An 11,389-nucleotide genomic window follows, 5' to 3' on the forward strand; every position below is an offset into this window, starting at 1 on the left:
GCGCGGTGCTGATCGACACCCATATTCACCTCGACGCCGCGGAATACACTTCGACGCGGCGCGAGGTGATGCAGTCGGCCCGCGTCGCCGGCGTCGCAGCCTTCGTAATGCCGGCGGTTGAACCCCACAATTTCGCTGCAGTGGCGGAACTCGCAGCGTCGTGCGCGGATGTCGCACCAGCCTACGGCTTTCACCCGCTCTACATCGATCGCGTTGGCGACGGTGCCTTTGATCAGTTGCGCGTTCAGCTCGAAGAGCGGCGGCCGATTGCCGTCGGTGAAATCGGGCTCGACTACTTCGTCGAAGGGCTGGATCGAGAGCGCCAGCAAATCGTTCTGGCGCGGCAGCTCGCCCTGGCCGCCGAGTTCAACTTGCCGGTGTTGTTGCATGTTCGCCGCGCGCAGGACGACGTGCTCAAGCATCTGCGCCGAACCCGCGTTCGAGGCGGGATTGCGCACGCCTTCAACGGCAGCCGCCAGCAGGCCGACACCTTCATCAAGCTCGGCTTCAAGCTCGGCTTTGGCGGGGCGATGACCTACAGCGGTTCCAGCCGCATCCGCGCCTTGGCTGCGTCACTGCCGCTGGAAGCTATCGTGCTGGAAACGGATGGACCGGACATTCCGCCGGCGTGGTGCCCCCAAGGGCCTTCGCTGCCTGCAGAGTTGGCGCGCTACGCCGCAGTTCTGGCGGAACTGCGCAATGAACCGATCGAAAAGATCATCAATCAGACCGGGCGTAACGCATGTGAAGCATTGCCCGGCCTTGAGCGCTACCTCAGGCAGGCGTAGCGCCGCGCGCGATGAAGTCGGCGATCTGGGCGCGCAGCGCGCCGACATCGCCATCGAAATGCTCGTAGATCATCAGGCTGAGGCCGAACGAGTAGGCGTACAGCAACAGCGAACGGCTCGCCGCTTCCTGTGCGCCCATGCCTGACGCGATGAACAGATCCTTGGCGCTCTTCAGGCGCCACTGATCGACTTCTTCAACCACCTTTGCGGCCTTCGGATCACGCCGCGCCCAGTCGCGCACAGCCAGCTCGATCTGGATACCGCGGCGGTTGCGTGACGAGGAATAAACGTCGATCACGCGTACAAGCTGCTCCAAAGGCTTGCCCGGTTCTCCGCGTGCCTGTTTGCTGACGTCGCGGATACGGCCGTCCTTCCAGAGGTTCAGCACCTCGTCGAGCAGTTCCTGACGGTCGCGGAAGTGCCAATAAAAGCTGCCCTTCGTTACGCCGCAGCGTTTTGCGAGCACTTCAACACGCAAGCCGGCAAGGCCTTCTTCTGCGAGCGCGTCGGTGGCGGCTTGGATCCACGCCTTGCGGTCGAGGGGCGGGCGGGTGGCGGCCGAAGCGCGCGATTTCGGGGGTGTCTTTTCCATTGCTTTCGCGATTGACAGGGGGAAAGTCCATACGTTACCGTATGGCTAACCATACGCGAACGTATGGGTGATTGTCCGGCCCAAGACCGACACTGTCAATGTTCTGGCCGGGAGGCGCGATAATGACGTGCTTTGCGCCGCTGGCGCCAATCCCGCATCCGATTGAAGGAGATTGAGTTGAAGATCCTTGTTCCGGTGAAGCGAGTCGTTGATTACAACGTCAAGGTCCGCGTCAAGTCCGACGGTACCGGCGTTGAACTCGCCAACGTCAAGATGTCGATGAACCCGTTCGACGAGATTGCAGTCGAGGAAGCCGTTCGCTTGCGCGAAGGTGGCATCGCAACCGAAACCGTGGCCGTGTCGTGCGGTACCACCGCGAGCCAGGAAACCCTGCGCACGGCGATGGCGATTGGTGTCGACCGCGCGATTCTCGTCGAAAGTGACGTCGAACTCCAACCCCTCGCGGTTGCCAAACTCCTCAAGGCCGTTGTTGAGCGCGAACAGCCGCAGCTGGTCATCCTGGGCAAACAGGCGATCGATGACGATGCGAACCAGGTCGGGCAGATGCTCGCCGCGCTGCTTGGCTGGCCGCAAGCCACCTTCGCATCGAAAGTGCAGATCACCGATGGCCGCGCAGTGGTGATGCGGGAAATCGACGGCGGTCTGGAGACCGTTGAAATTGTGCTGCCGGCAATCGTGACGACGGACCTGCGCTTGAACGAGCCGCGCTACGCCACGCTGCCGAACATCATGAAGGCAAAGAAGAAGCCGCTCGATACGCTGAAGCCGGCTGATCTGGGCGTCGATGCAGCGCCCCGCCTGAAAACGCTGAAGGTGGTCGAGCCGCCGAAGCGCGCGAGTGGTGTGAAGGTGGCCGATGTGCAGGAACTGGTCGCCAAGCTGAAGAACGAAGCCAAGGTACTGTAAGGAGTCCGAGCATGACGATCCTGGTAATTGCAGAGCACGACAACGCCACGCTCAAGGCTTCCACGCTCAACACGATCACCGCGGCGGCGGCCATCGGTGGCGATATTCATGTGCTGGTGGCCGGGCACAATGCCGGCGCCGCTGCGCAAGCCGCTTCCCAAGTCGCGGGTGTGACGAAGGTGCTGCTGGCCGATGCGCCGCACTATGCGGATCAGCTCGCCGAGAACCTCGCCGCGCTGGTCGTGGCACAGGCAGCCGGTCGCAGCCATGTGTTGGCCCCGGCTACGACATTCGGCAAAAACTTCATGCCGCGCGTCGCAGCACTGCTCGATGTAGCGCAGATCTCCGACATCATCGCAGTGGAATCGGCCGACACCTTCGTACGCCCGATTTACGCCGGTAATGCCTTGGCGACGGTGCAAAGCAGCGATGCGACCAAGGTGATCACGGTGCGTACTGCGGCGTTTGACGCGGCCGCGGCCGGCGCTTCAGCGCCGGTTGAAGCCATCGCAGCGGGTGCGGACCTTGGTGTCGCGAAGCTTGTCGGGCGCGAGCTGACCGTTAGCGCGCGGCCTGAGCTCGGCGCCGCAAAGATCATCGTTTCCGGTGGCCGTGGCCTGGGTAGCGGCGAGAACTACCATGCTGTGCTGGAACCGCTGGCCGACAAGCTTGGTGCGGCCATGGGTGCGTCTCGCGCAGCGGTGGATGCCGGCTATGTGCCGAACGACTACCAGGTCGGCCAGACCGGCAAGGTTGTCGCGCCGCAGCTCTACCTCGCCATCGGTATCTCGGGCGCGATCCAGCATCTGGCGGGCATGAAGGATTCCAAGGTGATCGTTGCAATCAACAAGGACCCGGATGCGCCGATTTTCCAAGTGGCGGACTACGGTCTGGTGGGTGACCTCTTCGAGCTGGTACCCCAGCTCACGGCGGCCATCAATTAAGCAGGGCGGGGAGGGGCGGTGGACTTCAGCCTCGACACCCTCCCTGGCGGTTTTGCGTGGGGCGGCGCGCTGCTTGCCATCGCCGCTCTGCTCTACGAAGCGCCCCTTGTTGGTTGGCGGGTCCTGATCGAGGGGCCCGTACTTGGCCGCCTGCTTGGTGCTTCGGTCATGTTGATGCTGCTGTGGAGCCTCAAGGCCAACCTGGCGCCTGGCTTCCGGCTGCATTTGCTCGGTGTGACGGTCGCGGTGCTGACCTTCGGTCGCGCGCGCGCAATGTTTGCGATTGCGATCGGCAGCTTTGCGGCGGCCTTGGGTACCTCGACCGAACTTGCCGCGTGGCCGTTCAATTTCGTGCTGCTAGGGGTGTTGCCGGCGTGGTTGAGCCATTGGGCTGATCGCGTGCTGCAGTCCCGGCTACCGAATCATCTGTTTGTTTTCATCTTCGCCAACGCGTGCGCGGTGTCTGCCGCCTGCATGGTGGCTGTAGGGGCGGGTGCAAGTCTGATCCAGGCGCTGGGGGGCGCTGAGATCCAGCCGATCCTCGAAGACTATCTGCCGTACTTCCTGCTGCTGGGCTTCGCCGAGGCGTGGCTGAGCGGCATGGCGGCAACCCTGCTGGTGGTGTTCTGCCCCGGCTGGGTCGCGAGCTTCGATGATCGCCGCTATCTGTTGAATAAGTGATCTGCGCGGCAGTTCGCCGCGGTGTCTTTTGGGGGGAGTGATTTATGAGCCAGTACACTGCACCGATCCGCGATATGCAGTTTGTTCTCAACGAGCTTGCCGGCTTGGGGGAACTCTCCAGCATGCCGGGTTGCGAAGAGGCAACGCCGGATCTGGTCGACGCCATCATGGAAGAGGGCGGCAAGTTTGCCGCAGGGGTGCTTGCACCGCTCAACGTCGTAGGCGACCGTAATGGTGCCAAGTGGGATGCCGGCACCGTTGCCACTGCGCCGGGCTGGAAAGATGCCTACCAGCAGTTCGCCGAGGGCGGCTGGACCGCAATTGGCTGCCCGGTTGAATTTGGTGGCCAGGGTCTGCCCAAGCTCGCTTCGACGCCGGTATCCGAAATGTTCAAGTCGGCGAACCTCGCGTTCTCGCTCGGCCCGATGCTGACGCAAGGCGCTATTGAAGCGCTTGTGCTGCGGGGCTCGGATGAGCTGAAGGCGAAGTTCCTCGAAAAGATGGTTGCCGGCGTGTGGACCGGCACGATGAACCTCACCGAGCCGCAAGCGGGTTCCGACCTCGCGGCGGTGCGCTCCAAGGCCGTGCCGCAAGCCGATGGCAGCTACCTGATTTCCGGTCAGAAGATCTTCATCACCTACGGTGAACACGACATGACCGAGAACATCATCCACCTGGTGCTCGCCCGCTTGCCGGACGCGCCAGAAGGGGTGAAAGGCATTTCGCTGTTCGTGGTGCCGAAGTTCATGGTGAACGACGACGGCTCGCTGGGCGCCCGCAACGACGTGCATTGCGTGTCGATCGAACACAAGCTGGGCATCCACGGTAGTCCGACCTGCGTGATGTCCTACGGCGACAAGGGTGGTGCGGTCGGTTACCTCGTCGGCGAAGCGAACCGCGGCCTCGAGTACATGTTCATCATGATGAACGAGGCCCGTTTCTCTGTCGGCCTGGAAGGTCTCGCGATCAGCGAACGCGCCTATCAGAAGGCGGTGCAGTACGCCCGTGAGCGGACCCAGGGCACCGAACTGGGCGTAAAGGGCGGCAGCAAGGTCGCAATCATCAAGCATCCGGACATCCGCCGCATGCTGATGACGATGAGATCTCACGTGGAAGCAATGCGCGCCATCGCCTACGTGACGGCGGCCGCGCTCGATACCGCGCACTGCCACGCCGACGCCGCCGAGCGCGCCAAGGCGCAGGCGTTCGCCGATTTCATGATCCCGATCGTCAAGGGGTGGTGCACTGAAACCGGTATCGAGATGGCGTCACTCGGCGTGCAGGTGCACGGCGGCATGGGCTACATCGAGGAAACCGGTGCAGCGCAGTATCTGCGTGACGCACGAATCTCGGCGATCTACGAAGGCACGACCGGCATCCAGGCCAACGACCTGATCGGCCGCAAGATGGCGCGGGAAGGCGGCCTCACCGTCAAGGCGGTGCTCGGCATGATGCACAGGCTGGATAGCCAGTTGGCAGAGGCCGAAGCCGGCGTGCAAGGGGAACATGTTGCCGTGATCCGCAAAGCGCTGGCCGACAGCGTTGCCGCGGCCGAACGGGCGGTTGAATATGTGCTCGCCACCTTCGGCAGCGACATCAAGGCAGCGCATGTGGCGGCGGTGCCGATGCTCAAGCTGATGGGCATCGTTTGCGGCGGCTGGCAGATGGCGCGGGCAGCGCTGATCGCGCAGCGCAAGCTAGCTGCGGGCGAGGGCGACGCCGCCTTCTACGGCGCGAAGATCGTCACCGCACGATTCTTTGCGGACCACGTGATGCCCCAGTGCAACGGGCTGTCGCATACCGTCTGCTGCGGTGCAGTCGGAGCGCTGGCCCTCGACGAAGCGTTGTTCTGATCCGGAGCGACGTAGTCAGCAAGGGCGCCGGCGATCCCGGCGCCCTTTTTGTTTCAGGTGCCGGTTCAGAATCGTTCTGGAAAATGCGATAACCAGACCCATGCGACGGCAACCTGCACGACGACCATGAACGAACCCGTCGCAGTGAGGTAGCAGCACGCTGCGGGCACGACGAATGACAGCGCGGTTTCGCAAACTGCGCCGGCGCCGAACCATAGCACCGACAGGCAGCACCACTTCACCGCAAAGCCGGGCAGATAGCGACGCATCGCGCGATTGAAACGATAGTTCTGCGCTTGTTCGAGGTGGGAGCCGCGCGTGACGTCGCGAAAATACTGGAAGGGCCAGAAGTAACGGTACAGCAACTGGCAGAAGGAATGCCGAACCGCATCACCAGGTGTCATGTTCGCCTCCGTGCGCACGTCGAACCGGATATCCAATAACGGCACGACGCGCACGGAAGTTCAAGGCGGAAATTTACTCAGCGGGGCGATCGCCCCGCAAGTCGCCCGCGGAGAATCAGGCCAGAGCGGGCAGGGCGACCTTGTTGTCCTTGCTGAACTGATAGTCCTTGAACACATGCTCGGCGGACAAGGACTGGTAACTGCCATCGGCGAGGCGGTTGGTCGTGTCCTTCAGGCGGTACACATAGTGGCCGCAGGTCCAGCAGTCGAAGTTGTGCATCTGGGTGCACAGACAGGTCTTGTCCATCACCTTGATCTGGCGGGCGCCCGGATTGGCAGCCACCTCACGGTTGTACGAGGTGATGTAGGCGCAGGAGCCGGCCCCGTCCAGCAGATAGCCGTAGGCTTCGCAGTTCGGGCGAATGCCGTCGCCGATGGCTGGGCTGTTCTTCAGCATACGCATCGGGTAGCCGGTTGGCGATACGCCGTTGACCTCAACGTCCGACTCGCTCGCGCGGAAGTACTCCTGACGGACCTTGTCGGGCAGCCCACACTCATCGGTTACTGTAAAGCGCGTCGCCACTTGTACCGCGGCGGCGCCGTTCTCAAGGAATCCGACTGCATCCGATCCAGTGAAGATGCCGCCCGCCGGGATTACCGGAATATCGAGTTGTTCCTTGTGCAGCCAGGCGATGATCTCCGCAACGATGGTTGCCAGATCGTAGTTCTGCCAATCAGTCAGGCCGAAGCCCAGATGGCCGCCTGCGAGCGGGCCTTCGACCACGATGTAGTCGGGTGCCCGGTTCAGGCGCGCATTCTTGCGCAGGAAAAGCTGCAGCGCGCGCAGCGACGACACGATGATGCCGAGCTTGGCATCGCGGAAACGCGGGTGATCCTCGATCAACGCAAATGACCCGAGGTGCAGCCCTGCGGAGAGCGTGATGCCGTCGATCCCAGCATCCAGCGCTGACGCCAGGCGCACGCGCAAGGTGTCGCGCGCCGCGTTCATCGTCAGCTTCTCCATGCAGTTGATGAAGATCATGCCGTCGCCGCGCTTGGCCTCCATCGTCGATCCAACATGCAGGCGCGTGGCTTCCGCGAGCTGCGCGAGGTTGAACTGGACATCGGATTTATCCGAGTTGGCGACGTTGTACTTGTACTGCTGCAGCTTGTCGCGCGTGAATTTCGTCTTGAAGCGGCGATCCGAAACAGTCTGGACCATCGCGTCTGAGATGTGGCCGATGCCCCCCAAACGCGCAGCCTCGAGCGCAAGTTCCGCCGACGAAATGTCGACACCCATGCCACCGATAATGATCGGCACGACCTCGCGCTGACCAAACTTCAGACGAAAATCATCCACGCACTTCATGACCATCCTTTATTCAATTCCAGGTGCGGCATCGCACTCGCATTTTTGCCCGTATCGAGCAACTCTCTGTGGGAAACCGACGAGATTGTACCGATCAGCTGCGACACGGCCGCGACAGCACTCTGAAACAGTGCGCCTGGACCTTTGCGGTGAGTGATTTCGGCACCATACGGGCGCAGTGTCACGCGCAGCGCCAAGCCGCAATGTTATCGGAGCAGCGACATACCCGCACCAAGCTGCTGAAGCAGGGTTTCGAGGTCGCCAAACGTACACTGCGGAAGCTGGTGTGCCGCCGAAACGGGCCGAATTGCCGCCGCACATGCTGAATCCGGGGCGAGAACCGCCTGGCGTTCGACCGGTTTACGTGGTCGGTCCGCATTGGCCTGCGGCAACAGGATGCGACGCAGTCAGTCCGGATTGCCCTTGAACTTTGACACCAGCATCTGAAGCTTCTGCTGGCGGAGCTCTTCGGCCTTGCGTGCCTTTTCAGCTTCTTCAGCGGCACGGCGTGCTTCATTGCGCTTGCGCTGGATTTCCTTGATCTGCTCGGTGGCATGAGCACGCTGCTGCTCGGTCACTTCGCCAGCCTCAGCACCGTCAAGCCCAAAGCGGGCTGTCGCCTTGGCCATGTTGCGAAAGTAAGGCAAGGCCCGAGTGTGAATCAACAGCGCGGTGCGGATGTGCTTTGCTGCGAACTCCGGATGCTGCGCGATGAGCTGCTTGTCGATGCCGATCGCGAGCGGCTGCCATTCGCGAAAAACGGAATACTTCGCGGAGAGGATCTTTAGCAGCTCGCGCGGTGAAATTGCTTGGAGCGTAGAAGTCATTCCAGAACCAGGTACGTTAAGACTGCGGCAGAGTATCACTCGGTACCTTGGTCTGCGCCTAAACAACGCGGCGGACCTGATGAAATTGGGGTTTGTAGTTGGAGTTACGCCGAAAATGTGCGGCGCACTGAATTGAATGAGAGGCCACGCAAGACGCGTGACCTCCGTACGCCAGCTGAGATGTTAATCGGACCGATCCGCTCAGCACCAACTTCGGATAGCGCGCGGCCTCGGTCTCTCCCACGCGTGCGCCTGTCAGCTGCTCTTCTTCAGCGCTGCGGCAGCGAGCTCGCGCATGCGTCGCGCTTCGTCCAAGAGGAACTGCTGGTAGTCGTCCAGATCGCCGTCGAACGGTTCGACACCGCCGCGCGTGACCAGCCAGAACTCGTCGCACACGGCGCGCAGCAACGCGCGGTCGTGGCTGACCAGCATCACTGTGCCCTCGAACTCGTTGAGTGCGACGCCGAGTGCCTCGCGCGTGGCAAGGTCGAGGTGGTTGGTTGGCTCGTCGAGCAGCAGCAGATTAGGGCGCTGCCACACGATCATGCACAGCACCAGCCGCGCCTTCTCGCCCCCGCTCATGGTGCCGACGGCCTGATGCACCATGTCGCCGCTGAAGTTGAAGGTGCCGAGGAAAGTGCGCAGCGATTGTTCGGTGCCGCTCTGGCCCGGCCCGCGCAGGTGCGCCGGGGTGTTCTTGGCGAGGCGGGTCATGTGCAGCAACGGCGACGCCGCAGGATCGAGCACGTCGAGCTCCTGCTGGGCGAAGTAGCCGATGTTCAGGCCCTTGCCTTCGCTGATCTCGCCCGCGATGGGCGCGAGCGCGTGCGCCACGGTCTTCACCAGCGTGGATTTGCCCTGGCCGTTGGCGCCGAGGATGCCGATGCGCTGCCCGGCGAGCACCGAGCGGTTGATGTTGCGCACGATCACGGTCGGCGGTGTGCCGGCGGGCGCGTCGTCCGGCGGCGGGTAACCGAAGCTCGCGTCGAGCATCGACAGCATCGGGTTGGGGACGTTGAGCGGCTCCTTGAACTCGAAGCTGAACTCGGCGTCGGCCAGCACCGGCGCAATCTTCTCCATGCGTTCGAGCGCCTTGACCCGGCTCTGCGCCTGCTTGGCCTTACTGGCCTTGGCCTTGAAGCGGTCGATGAACTTCTGCAGGTGGGCGATCTTGTCGGCCTGCTTGGCCATGGCGGCCTGCTGCAGCACCATCTGCTCGGCGCGCATATCTTCGAACTTGCTGTAGTTGCCGCCGTAGCGCACGAGCTTGGCGTTATCGACGTGCACCGTCACTTGTGTGACCGCGTCGAGGAATTCGCGGTCGTGGCTGATCACCACCATCGTGCCCTGGTAGCGCTTGAGCCAGGCTTCCAGCCACACCAGCGCATCGAGGTCGAGGTGGTTGGTCGGTTCGTCGAGTAGCAGCAGGTCAGACGGGCACATCAGCGCGCGCGCCAGCTGCAGCCGCATGCGCCAGCCGCCCGAGAAACTGTTCACCGGCTCGGCGAGCTGCGCGGCGGAAAAGCCCAGACCGAGGATTAGCGCCTGCGCGCGGGCGGCGGCGTCGTGCGCGCCGGCGTCGTGCAGGTCCATGTAGGCGTGCGCCATGCGCATGCCGTCGTCGCTGGCCTCGGCGGCAGCCACCTCGGCCTGCGCGGCCAGCAGCACGGTGTCGCCTTCGATCACGAAGTCGGTCGCGCTCTGCTCGGTCTCCGGCATGTCCTGCGCCACCTGCGCCATGCGCCAGGCGGTGGGAATCGAGAACTCGCCACTGTCCTCGTGCAGCGTGCCGTTCAGCAGGCCGAAGAAGGAGGACTTTCCGGCACCGTTGCGGCCTACAAGCCCGATTTTTTCGCCGGGGGTGAAGGTGACGGATGCGCGGTCGAGCACGACCTTGACGCCGCGACGCAGCGTGACATTACGAACGGAAATCATGAGGGACTACTTCGAAGAGGACCGGCATGATAGCCGTCCGCGCTTAACGCGCCGCGCTTTTTTCGTTGCGATGTGGCTCGGGCGCTGATGAGCTTGCCGATTCGGCCGCCCGCAGCGCCAGCACCGCGGCGGTGTGGCGAGCGGTCAGGCGGCGGGCGGTGGAAAATGCGTATGCCAACGGCAGGCGTTGTCGACGCGGCGGCAGACCCAGACGCGGTCGAGGAAGCGTTGCAGCGCGCCTCGGTCATCGAGACACGTCAAAAGGATATCAACGCTAAGGACGTCCCGAAATTCAATACCCTAAAACCGCATAATCCCCGACTATTTTTGTCGGGTATTGCGGGTGACGTTAAGCTGCAAAGAAAACTGAATTTCCGTGACGCGTCACGAAAATCAACGCTTTTCGGGCTTCGGACCACGACGACCTTCGACCCGAGTGAGCGGTTTCATGACGCGCCACTCACGCTGATTCAGACGAAAACCATGGAGCAATCCAGACCGCAAAAGGCGACGAACTGCCTGTGGCGAAATACCCAACTGCTCAGCCGCTTCTGCGACCGACATCGTACGAAAACCTTCGATGATCAGCGCTGCCATATTGTTTCTTCTGACGAAACAGTTGTGGAAACAGTTTAGCGAAACAGTATTGGAAAGCAAGCCCAAGCAGCAGTAGGGCGGAAGTTCAACCGCAGTACGCGCAACCCGTTGCGCGTAGTCCGGGTGTTACATAGGACCGGACTCGAAGACCTTGGGGCTCCGCCCCAAGCCCCGCACTCGCCGTGTGGCAGCCGTTGGGGGTGAGAAACCACCCCCAACAGCAGCCCTGAGCGTTCGCGCACCTGGCGCGCGTCAAGCGGCGTTGCTCGCCCGGTCCGGGCCGCCAGCTGCGCTTGGCGACCCGGCTGCGGCCTGCGCTACGTCACTTGACCCGCTGACGGTGCGCTGTCCGCGCCGACTTTAGACTGAGCCGCAGTGCCGACTGAAAAGTGAGCCGGGGGCTGGTGCTGATCGGGGACCGATCAGCCGGGGTTGAGTTTAAGGTTTTCCGAACGTATTCCGATCGTTTTCA

The 11,389-nt window shown here is 62.6% G+C and carries 11 protein-coding genes; 5 read left to right on the plus strand and 6 right to left on the minus strand.

What is annotated here, in order from left to right:
• Nucleotides 1–5 precede the first annotated feature (5 nt).
• Nucleotides 6–788: a TatD family hydrolase gene (locus tag ACE3P0_RS06195; RefSeq protein ID WP_374400937.1), complete on the plus strand. Its 783-nt coding sequence runs from the start codon at nt 6–8 to the stop codon at nt 786–788.
• Here ACE3P0_RS06195 and ACE3P0_RS06200 read toward each other — a convergent pair.
• Complete coding sequence (locus tag ACE3P0_RS06200; RefSeq protein ID WP_374400939.1) at nt 775–1,380, minus strand: TetR/AcrR family transcriptional regulator; 606 nt, start codon at nt 1,378–1,380, stop codon at nt 775–777. The two genes, ACE3P0_RS06195 and ACE3P0_RS06200, sit on opposite strands and share 14 nt — an antisense overlap.
• A 177-nt stretch (nt 1,381–1,557) precedes the next feature.
• Here ACE3P0_RS06200 and ACE3P0_RS06205 point away from each other — a divergent pair, with 177 nt between their 5' ends.
• From ACE3P0_RS06205 to ACE3P0_RS06220, 4 genes are read left to right on the plus strand one after another with little or no spacing between them, the layout of a single operon-like run.
• Complete coding sequence (locus tag ACE3P0_RS06205; protein ID WP_374400941.1) at nt 1,558–2,307, plus strand: electron transfer flavoprotein subunit beta/FixA family protein; 750 nt, start codon at nt 1,558–1,560, stop codon at nt 2,305–2,307.
• Between the two features lie 11 nt (nt 2,308–2,318).
• The gene (locus ACE3P0_RS06210) at nt 2,319–3,251 is read left to right on the plus strand and encodes an electron transfer flavoprotein subunit alpha/FixB family protein (protein ID WP_374400943.1); all 933 of its coding nucleotides are present in this window, start codon (nt 2,319–2,321) and stop codon (nt 3,249–3,251) included.
• A gap of 18 nt (nt 3,252–3,269) precedes the next feature.
• Nucleotides 3,270–3,932 carry an energy-coupling factor ABC transporter permease gene (locus ACE3P0_RS06215; protein WP_374400945.1) on the plus strand — a complete coding sequence of 221 codons (663 nt, stop codon included), beginning with the start codon at nt 3,270–3,272 and terminating at the stop codon, nt 3,930–3,932.
• Nucleotides 3,933–3,976: 44 nt separating this feature from the next.
• Nucleotides 3,977–5,785 carry an acyl-CoA dehydrogenase gene (locus ACE3P0_RS06220; RefSeq protein WP_374400947.1) on the plus strand — a complete coding sequence of 603 codons (1,809 nt, stop codon included), beginning with the start codon at nt 3,977–3,979 and terminating at the stop codon, nt 5,783–5,785.
• Between the two features lie 65 nt (nt 5,786–5,850).
• Here ACE3P0_RS06220 and ACE3P0_RS06225 read toward each other — a convergent pair whose 3' ends face one another.
• The 5 genes from ACE3P0_RS06225 to ACE3P0_RS06245 all read right to left on the minus strand — a co-directional run bounded on the left by ACE3P0_RS06225 (nt 5,851) and on the right by ACE3P0_RS06245 (nt 10,917).
• A complete protein-coding gene (locus tag ACE3P0_RS06225) occupies nt 5,851–6,243 on the minus strand; it encodes a hypothetical protein (protein ID WP_374400949.1) in 393 nt (130 codons plus the stop codon).
• 61 nt (nt 6,244–6,304) lie between these two features.
• The gene (locus ACE3P0_RS06230) at nt 6,305–7,558 is read right to left on the minus strand and encodes a nitronate monooxygenase (protein WP_374400951.1); all 1,254 of its coding nucleotides are present in this window, start codon (nt 7,556–7,558) and stop codon (nt 6,305–6,307) included.
• Between the two features lie 407 nt (nt 7,559–7,965).
• The gene (locus tag ACE3P0_RS06235) at nt 7,966–8,424 is read right to left on the minus strand and encodes a ProQ/FINO family protein (RefSeq protein ID WP_374400953.1); all 459 of its coding nucleotides are present in this window, start codon (nt 8,422–8,424) and stop codon (nt 7,966–7,968) included.
• Between the two features lie 216 nt (nt 8,425–8,640).
• Nucleotides 8,641–10,320 carry an ABC-F family ATP-binding cassette domain-containing protein gene (locus ACE3P0_RS06240; RefSeq protein WP_374400955.1) on the minus strand — a complete coding sequence of 560 codons (1,680 nt, stop codon included), beginning with the start codon at nt 10,318–10,320 and terminating at the stop codon, nt 8,641–8,643.
• A gap of 393 nt (nt 10,321–10,713) precedes the next feature.
• Nucleotides 10,714–10,917 carry a helix-turn-helix domain-containing protein gene (locus ACE3P0_RS06245; protein ID WP_374400957.1) on the minus strand — a complete coding sequence of 68 codons (204 nt, stop codon included), beginning with the start codon at nt 10,915–10,917 and terminating at the stop codon, nt 10,714–10,716.
• Between the last annotated feature and the right edge of the window lie 472 nt (nt 10,918–11,389).

The organism is Niveibacterium sp. (assembly GCF_041909475.1).
Classification (GTDB): domain Bacteria; phylum Pseudomonadota; class Gammaproteobacteria; order Burkholderiales; family Rhodocyclaceae; genus Niveibacterium.

Bases quoted from the DNA above. Each gene is read 5' to 3' on its own strand.
- ACE3P0_RS06200 (WP_374400939.1), bottom strand. From the start codon at position 1,380: ATGGAAAAGACACCCCCGAAATCGCGCGCTTCGGCCGCCACCCGCCCG.
- ACE3P0_RS06210 (WP_374400943.1), top strand. From the start codon at position 2,319: ATGACGATCCTGGTAATTGCAGAGCACGACAACGCCACGCTCAAGGCT.
- ACE3P0_RS06220 (WP_374400947.1), top strand. From the start codon at position 3,977: ATGAGCCAGTACACTGCACCGATCCGCGATATGCAGTTTGTTCTCAAC.
- ACE3P0_RS06230 (WP_374400951.1), bottom strand. From the start codon at position 7,558: ATGAAGTGCGTGGATGATTTTCGTCTGAAGTTTGGTCAGCGCGAGGTC.
- ACE3P0_RS06240 (WP_374400955.1), bottom strand. From the start codon at position 10,320: ATGATTTCCGTTCGTAATGTCACGCTGCGTCGCGGCGTCAAGGTCGTG.
- ACE3P0_RS06245 (WP_374400957.1), bottom strand. From the start codon at position 10,917: ATGGCAGCGCTGATCATCGAAGGTTTTCGTACGATGTCGGTCGCAGAA.